We start from the raw sequence: 8083 nt of genomic DNA on the forward strand, positions 1-8083 counted from the left end.
GCACCGACACCCTCAACCAGATCACCGCCTCGATCATCCTGATCGTGTTCAGCGTGGTGATCCTGCTCATCGCGATGAACTCCGGCATTCCCGATCCCGAGGAAGCCAAGGCGACCATCCTCGCCGGCGAACCGGAACTTCTGTCGGAGGCCGGTGAGTAGTGACTTCTCAAGAAGCGCCGGGCGTGCTGAAGATGTCAGCGCAGAGTACATCCGGGCCGGACCGTGCTGGCCGTGGCCGGTATGAGGATCTCATCCATGTCTTCATCAGATACTCCTGTAAGCGAGGATTTTGTACCGTTTCGGGAACACCGCACCTGGTACCGAATCACCGGAAGCTTGCGAGGAACGTTTCCGCCGTTGGTCATCCTCCACGGTGGACCCGGCGCAGCGCACGACTACGTTGATCGTTTTAAACTTCTCGCGGGCCCTGAGAGGGCTGTAATTCACTACGATCAGATCGGTTGTGGCCGCTCGACACATTTGCCGAACATCGGCCCGGATTTCTGGACCATCGAACTGTTCCTGGAGGAACTGGACAATCTATTGGTCCATCTCGGGGTTTCGGGGAACTACGATCTCCTTGGCCAGTCCTGGGGTGGCATGCTGGCCGCAGAGCACGCGGTTCGAGAACCGGTGGGATTGCGGGCACTGATCATTGCGAATTCGCCGGCCTCGATGGTAACCTGGGTCGAGGAGGCGAACCGTCTTCGGGCGGAATTGCCGCCGGACGTCCAGAAAACGCTGATCGAGCACGAGAAGACTGGGACGACGGACAGCGTGGAATACCAGAACGCCGTGCAGGTATTCTACGGCCGGCATCTATGCAGGATTTCCCCTTGGCCCGCCGAACTCATGCGCAGCCTCGATCAGATAGAGGCCGATCCAACCGTCTACCACACCATGAACGGGCCAAGCGAGTTCCACGTGATCGGCTCGCTCAAAACCTGGTCGATAGAGGCCCGATTAGACCGTATCATGGTCCCGACTCTTGTCATCTCGGGCAAGTATGATGAAGCGACTGAACTTGCCGTTCGCCCATATGTCGGCCTGATCCCTTCAGCAATCTGGGGTTTCTTCGAAAACTCGAGCCATACGCCACATATCGAAGAAACTCGGAAATGCATGGACATGATCTCAAGCTTCCTCGGAGACCCACACGACTATGTGAAATCACGAAACAAACACCGGAGGTGACAGAATGAAAACGCCCAAGATTGCTTCGATTGCACTCGCCGCCATGAGTGTGGTTGGCGGCCTTTCTGCCCCAGCGATCGCGCAGGCCGCGGTCAAAGGGCATTATGGTGGCACATTGCGGATGGTTGCGTCCGCGGCTGCGGGAACCCTCGATCCGCAGATCAATTATACCCTCCGTTTCTGGCAGATTTTGCCGATGTTCTATGATGGGCTGGTCGGCTTCGAAAAGGCCGGCGGCAAGGCGGCCTTCAAGATCGTCCCCGATCTTGCGACGTCGATGCCGAAGATCACGAATAGCGGCAAGACCTACATTTTCACCCTCCGCAAGGACATCAAGTTCTCGAATGGTCAGCCGGTGACGGTCCAAGCCGTCAGGCATTCGTTTGTGAGGCTGTTCAAGGTCCTCAATCCGAACGTCGGCACGTGGTACGACGTGATCGCCGGCGGCCGCCATTGCGTGAAGAGCCCGTCGACCTGCACGCTACCGGGCGTCGCCATCGACCCGAAGACGAATACCGTGACGTTTCATCTTCGGCACCCGGATGCCGAGTTCCTGGACCAACTGGCGGTGCCATTCGGCTCGATCCTGCCGGCAAATACTCCGGACAAAGATATGGGGACAGTATATATTCCGGGAACCGGCGCGTACATGGTCAAGAAATACGAACCCAGCACCGAGATGGTGATGGTGCGAAACCCGTATTTCAGGCAGTGGAGCAAGCTCGCACAGCCGAAAGGCTATCCGAATAAGATCGTCTATCGGTTCGGTCTCACCCCGAATGCGCAGGTCACGGCCGTCGAGAACAACCAGTATGACTGGATGTATAATCCGATCCCGCTCGATCGGCTGCAACAGATTGCCGCGCAGTACAAGAGTCGGTTGGAGATCCATCCATTGCTCGCATTCTGGTATGCGCCGATGAACACCCGCATGAAACCCTTCAACAACCTGGATGCGCGTCTTGCGGTGAGCTATGCGATCAACCGGGCCGACCTCGTCAAGTTGTTCGGTGGTCCTGCCTTGGCGACGCCGACCTGTCAGATCCTGCCGCCGGGAATGGCAGGCTACAAGCCGTATTGCCTGTTCACCAAGAACCCCGGAACCAAATGGACGGCACCCGACATGGCAAAAGCCATGATGTATATGAAAAAATCCGGGATGGCTGGTCAGAAGGTGACAATCATCACCCAGAATGCCGACCCTAACCATGCTGTCGGGATTTATCTTCAGAGCGTGCTCGATAAGCTTGGCTTCAACGCCAAGGTCAAAGGAATTTCATCGAACCTGCAGTTCACTTACATTCAAAATTCGAACAACCATGTCCAGATCAGTGTCACGGTCTGGTATCAAGACTATCCGGCGCCGTCCGACTTCCTGAAGGTCCTGTTCGGATGCACGTCCTTTCATCCAGGCTCGGACAATTCGATCAACATCTCGGCGTTCTGCAATGACAAGATTCAGAAGCAGATGGATGCTGCCGAGATTCTCTCGATCAAGCATCCGAAGCAGGCCGACAAAATGTGGACCAAGATCGATCAGCAGATCACCGATCTTGCGCCGGCGGCGCCTTTGTTCAACCCGAAACACGTGGACTTCGTCTCGGCACGGCTGCATCATTTCGTGTTCAGCGGGCAGACCTATTTTGTCCCCGACCTTGCCTGGGTGCATTGATGGCGAGCGAGATCGGCGCTGCGATTTCGGATCAGGATTACGCGAGGGTTCTCGATGCATGGACGGCGCCGGAACTTCCGGCGTCGGCCGCCCAGGGATACTGGCACGCTGCGCTCGCCAAGGTTCGGCGGAACCGTGCAGCGATGGTCGCCGTCGTCGCTCTTTTTCTGTTCCTGACGTCGTGCGTCATGGCGCCTCTCTACGCTCACCTGGTCGCGCACATCAATCCGTTCAAATCGAATCTCGACGGCACGGTGCTGATCGGCGGCAAACAGGTGCCGGTCATGCAGTCGGCGAGCAACGGGCTCGGCGTTACGCCGGTCGGCCCGACATGGCGGTTTGGGCCATACATGCTTGGCGCCGACGGACAGGGGAGAGACGTTGCCGCGCGGCTGCTCTATGGCGGTCGCGTTTCGCTTCTCGTCGGCGCTGCATCGACCGTAATCTGCCTGTCCTTCGCCGTACTTCTCGGTATCGCAGCAGGATTCTACGGCGGCATCATCAACCGCGTGATATCGGTCATGCTCGATATATTATGGGCTTTTCCGATATACTTGCTGGCGATTTCGCTATCGATCATCCTGATCAATTCCGGCATCAGGATCGGACCGCTCGTCGTCCATTCGGACGACCTGATCCTGCCGATCGCCATCATCGGGATCATCTATGTACCTTATGTCGCGCGACCGATACGCGCCCAGGTAATGACGCTGCGCCGGAGCGATTTCGTCATGGCGTCGATCTGTCTCGGCGCTTCCGACCTGCGGATTCTTCGGCGGGAAATCCTGCCGAATGTCGCCTCCACCCTGATCGTTTTCACGCCGATCATGATGGCGCTCAACATCATCACGGAAGCGTCACTTTCCTTTCTTGGTATCGGCGTTCAGCCACCGAGCGCAAGCTGGGGGACAATCATTCGCGATGGAGAGCATCTTCTCTACACCCGCCCGCTGGTTTCCATAGCGCCAGGGCTTGCGATCGTCATCACCGTGGTGGCGCTGAACATCCTCGGCGACGCGCTCCGCGACGCGCTTGACCCGCGCGCGAAACTGACGCTCCATTGAGGAAGGGAGCGGCACGATGTCTCTAGGGTTCACGATCGTCAAGCGCCTCGCACACATGGTGTTCGTGATGTTCGGCATCAGCGTTCTGGTGTTTTTGATCTTTTTCGCAACCCCTGGCGCCGATCCGGCGGCGCGGATCGCCGGGCGCAACGCGTCTCCGCAGACGGTGGCGCTGATCCGCAAGGAGTTCGGCCTCGATAAACCTCTCCCGGTGCAGTACCTTCGGATGATGGATCGGCTGGTCATCCGGCGCGACCTCACCTCCTACGTCAATCTGGGGGAAAAGGTGGTGCCGACGATCTTTCGGGCAGCACCCGTCACCTTGTCGCTGGTGTTCGGCGCGGCGGTCATCTGGATCGTGTTTTCCATTCTGGTCGGTGTGCTGGCCGCAGCGTTCAAGGATCGAACGCTCGATCGTCTGCTGATGATTCTGAGCCTGATCGGAATTTCGATTCCGGTCTTCTGGCTCGGCGAAGTCGTCAATCTCGTGTCGCAGGGGCTTCTGCACAATACCTGGCTGTTCTCCTGGGTGCCGCCGCTGGGCTATGTGCCGCTGCACCGCGACCCGGCGCTCTGGTTCAAATCCCTTGTGCTGCCCTGGTTCACCCTGGCGCTCGCATTCATCGGGATCTACGGTCGCGTCCTGAGAGCCAACATCGTCGAGGCGATGCAGGAAGACTACATCCGGCTGGCCAGGGCGAAGGGCCTGCCGGAGGCCCAGGTTCTGATCCGCCATGCATTGCGGTGCTCGATGATCGCGATCTTCACGCTGTTCGGCCTGGATTTCGGCGCATTGGTCGGTGGCGGCGCATTGCTGACCGAGGTGGTGTTCGGACTGCCGGGGGTCGGTTATCTGACCTATCAGGCGCTGACCAATCTCGACCTGCCGATGATCATGGCCACGGTGACCTACGCGTCATTCTTCGTCGTGTTGGCCAATGCGATGGTGGACATACTCTATTCGGTTTTCGATCCGCGGGTTCGCAATGACTGAAGCGACGGCAACCGATCCGGCAGTGCCCCTGCTCGCGGTGGATAACCTCCGCGTCTCCTTCCGAACCGCCCGCGGAACGGTGAGAGCCGTGGATGGCGTGTCGTTTCGGCTGGGTCACCGCGAAATCCTCGGGATCGTGGGAGAGTCGGGGTCGGGCAAGTCCGTGTCGCTGATGGCGATGATGGGGCTCATCAATGATCCGAACGCCGTCATCGAAGGGTCGATCAAGTTCCAGGGCCGCGAATTGATCGGGCTCGGTGCGCGGGAGATGCGCCGGCTTCGCGGCGGCCGGATCGCAATGATCTTTCAGGACCCGATGACCGCCCTGACGCCTGTCTATACGGTCGGCCGGCAGATCGTCGAGCAACTCAGACTCCACACCGATCTGTCGACCGGGGCGGCGAGAAACCGTGCCGTCGAATTGCTCGAAGCCGTCGGCATCCCTGGCCCGAAGGATGTGATCGACCGCTATCCGCACCAATTGTCCGGCGGGATGCGTCAGCGCGTCGTCATCGCCATGGCGCTGTCGTGCAATCCGGCTCTCATGCTGGCCGACGAGCCGACGACGGCGCTCGACGTGACCGTTCAGGCCGCAATTCTCGACCTGGTCCGCAAGCTCCGCAAGGATTTCGGCTCCTCGGTCATCCTGGTGACCCATAACATGGGCGTGGTCGCGGAGATCGCGGACAAGGTCGTCGTCATGTATGCTGGAAGAATCGTGGAACATGCCGATACGCCCACCATGTTCCGAACCCCGTGGCATCCCTATACCTGGGGGCTTCTGGACTCGATTCCGCCGATTTCCGGCGCCCGTCCGCGCCGGTTGTCCTCGATACAAGGTGCGCCGCCCTCGCTCCAGCGGCTTCCGCCGGGGTGCAGTTTCGCGCCAAGGTGCCAGTACAGAAGCCGGCGATGTGCGGTGAAACCTCCAATGATCGGAGAACCCGATCATCGGGTCGCTTGCGTTCTGGAGCCCGGTGAACGGCGCGAAATCGTGCGAAAGCCCGCCCAACAGAATGACGAGATTCCGTCATGAACATGCTGACCGGCGCCACGGGGAGAGTCCTTCTCGAAGCCAGGTCGGTGAGCAAACGCTTCAATGTCGGCAGCCGGATCGTTCCCGCATTGCGAAAGACGGTCCATGCGGTCGATGGAGTGTCGCTCCAGGTAGTCAGGGGCGAGACGCTCGGAATCGTCGGTGAATCCGGTTGCGGGAAATCGACTCTCGGTCGCTGCCTCGTGCGTCTTCATGAGGTCTCCGAGGGGGAGATCATTTTCGAAGGCAGGGATATTACCCGCCTGTCGCGCCGAGCCCTGCGTCCGATCCGGCGCAAGATCCAGATGGTCTTCCAGGACCCCGCGGCGTCGCTCAATCCGCGCCACCGGGTTCGGGATGTCGTGGCCGAGCCGCTCATCATTCACGAATTCGGCACCCATTCCGAAATCGACGCGCGGGTCGTCGAACTTCTGCGGGTCGTCGGCCTCAGCGCGGATCACCTCGAACGGTTCCCCCACGAGTTTTCCGGCGGGCAACGCCAGCGCATCGGCATCGCGCGGGCGATTGCCCTTGAACCGGATCTGGTCATCGCAGATGAGCCGGTCTCGGCGCTCGACGTTTCGGTGCAGGCGCAGGTCGTCAACCTGTTCCAGGATCTCCAGGAACGGCTGGGGCTGACCTATATTTTCATCGCGCACGATCTCAGCGTGATCCGGCAGGTCGCAAATCGCGTCGCGGTCATGTATCTCGGATCGGTCGTCGAGACCGGACTAACCGAAGCCGTGTTCGATCATCCGGCGCATCCCTATACCCAGGCCCTGATTTCGGCGGTGCCGGTTCCCGACCCGGATCGGGCGCATCGCGGCAGACGCATCCTGCTGAAAGGCGATGTTCCGAATCCGGCGGCGCCGCCTTCGGGTTGCCGGTTTCATCCGCGCTGCTCCTACGCCCAGGCCACCTGCCGGGACGTGCGCCCGGCGTTGACGCGGATCGGCCCGCATCGCGAGGTCGCCTGTCATTTCCCGCTGGTTTGATTGCATGATCGAGGGATCCCATGTCGCAGAATACGTACACGGTTCACCGGAACCGCCATCATCATGGCTGGAACAACGCATTCGCTCCCGTGCTGCGTGTCGCTCCGGGAGATGTGGTAACCATCGAGACGATCGACTCGTCGGGCGGACAACTCACCAAGCATGCGACACTTGAGGATCTGAAAACCCTGGATTTCGACAAAGTCAATCCGGTAACCGGGCCGATCTTCATCGATGATGCCCGACCCGGTGACGCCCTCAAGATTACCATCGAGCAGTTTGACCCATCGGGTTGGGGATGGACCGCCAACATTCCGGGGTTCGGCCTCCTGGCCGAGGATTTCCCGGACCCGGCGCTTCACATCTGGCACTATGACACCTCGTGGCGAACACCTGCGGCATTCGGACACATGGCAAAGATCCCGCTGAAACCGTTCGCGGGAACGATCGGCGTCGCGCCGGCCGCGAGCGGCCATCATTCGGTCGTGCCGCCACGTCGCTGTGGCGGCAACATGGATATCCGTGACCTGTCCGCCGGCACTGAGTTATATCTTCCGATCGAAGTCTACGGCGCCCTGTTTTCGGTGGGCGACACCCATGCCGCCCAGGGCGATGGCGAAGTCTGCGGAACCGCCATCGAGAGTGCGATGACGGTCACGCTCAGGTTCGACCTCATCAAGGGAACAGATCTCAAGTTCCCGCGTGCGACACTGCCGGGGCCGATCACCCGTCACAACGATTCGGCGGGCTATGAGGTCACGACGGGGATCGGTACTGACTTGATGCAGGGTGCGCGGGATGCTGTCCGCGGAATGATCGACCTGCTCGCGATGCGATACGGTTTCAGCCCGATGGACGCCTACATGCTGTGCAGCATCGCTGCGGATCTCAAGATCAGCGAACTTGTCGATCGGCCCAATTGGGTGGTCAGTCTTTACCTGCCGCGTCTGGTTCTTGAATAGAAAAGTGTAAAATCGCGCGCAATAATGATGGTGTGGAACGCCCCCACCCAACCGCTGGCGTTCGCTGCGGCCGAACTGCGGTAGGATGCCGAACCGTCAACATAGGAGGGTGTATCCATGGAATGGATTGTGACGATTGGCCTGGATCTGGCGAAAAACATCTT

General features: G+C 59.7%; 7 protein-coding genes. All 7 read left to right on the top strand.

The genetic code is table 11. The features are described 5' to 3' along the window. Positions 1 to 257 precede the first annotated feature (257 nt). From AiwAL_RS19365 to AiwAL_RS19395, 7 genes are read left to right on the top strand one after another with little or no spacing between them, the layout of a single operon-like run. Positions 258 to 1196: a proline iminopeptidase-family hydrolase gene (locus tag AiwAL_RS19365; protein ID WP_235706088.1), complete on the top strand. Its 939-nt coding sequence runs from the start codon at positions 258 to 260 to the stop codon at positions 1194 to 1196. 4 nt (positions 1197 to 1200) lie between these two features. Beyond that, entirely contained in the window at positions 1201 to 2868 is a 1668-nt protein-coding gene (locus AiwAL_RS19370) for an ABC transporter substrate-binding protein (protein ID WP_235706087.1), read from the top strand. Next, positions 2868 to 3932 (top strand): ABC transporter permease, encoded by a 1065-nt coding sequence (locus AiwAL_RS19375; protein WP_235706086.1) that lies wholly within the window; start codon positions 2868 to 2870, stop codon positions 3930 to 3932. The genes AiwAL_RS19370 and AiwAL_RS19375 overlap by 1 nt, the downstream gene beginning before the upstream one ends. Positions 3933 to 3948: 16 nt before the next feature. After that, a complete protein-coding gene (locus AiwAL_RS19380) occupies positions 3949 to 4926 on the top strand; it encodes an ABC transporter permease (protein WP_262313395.1) in 978 nt (325 codons plus the stop codon). Further along, positions 4919 to 5962, top strand: a complete 1044-nt coding sequence (locus AiwAL_RS19385; RefSeq protein ID WP_262313396.1) for an ABC transporter ATP-binding protein — start codon at positions 4919 to 4921, stop codon at positions 5960 to 5962. The genes AiwAL_RS19380 and AiwAL_RS19385 overlap by 8 nt, the downstream gene beginning before the upstream one ends. A 2-nt stretch (positions 5963 to 5964) precedes the next feature. Continuing rightward, positions 5965 to 6957, top strand: a complete 993-nt coding sequence (locus AiwAL_RS19390; protein WP_407932575.1) for an ABC transporter ATP-binding protein — start codon at positions 5965 to 5967, stop codon at positions 6955 to 6957. Between the two features lie 20 nt (positions 6958 to 6977). Next, complete coding sequence (locus tag AiwAL_RS19395) at positions 6978 to 7919, top strand: acetamidase/formamidase family protein (protein ID WP_235706082.1); 942 nt, start codon at positions 6978 to 6980, stop codon at positions 7917 to 7919. Positions 7920 to 8083 lie beyond the last annotated feature (164 nt).

The organism is Acidiphilium sp. AL, from assembly GCF_025499445.1.
In the GTDB taxonomy this organism is placed as follows: domain Bacteria; phylum Pseudomonadota; class Alphaproteobacteria; order Acetobacterales; family Acetobacteraceae; genus Acidiphilium; species Acidiphilium iwatense.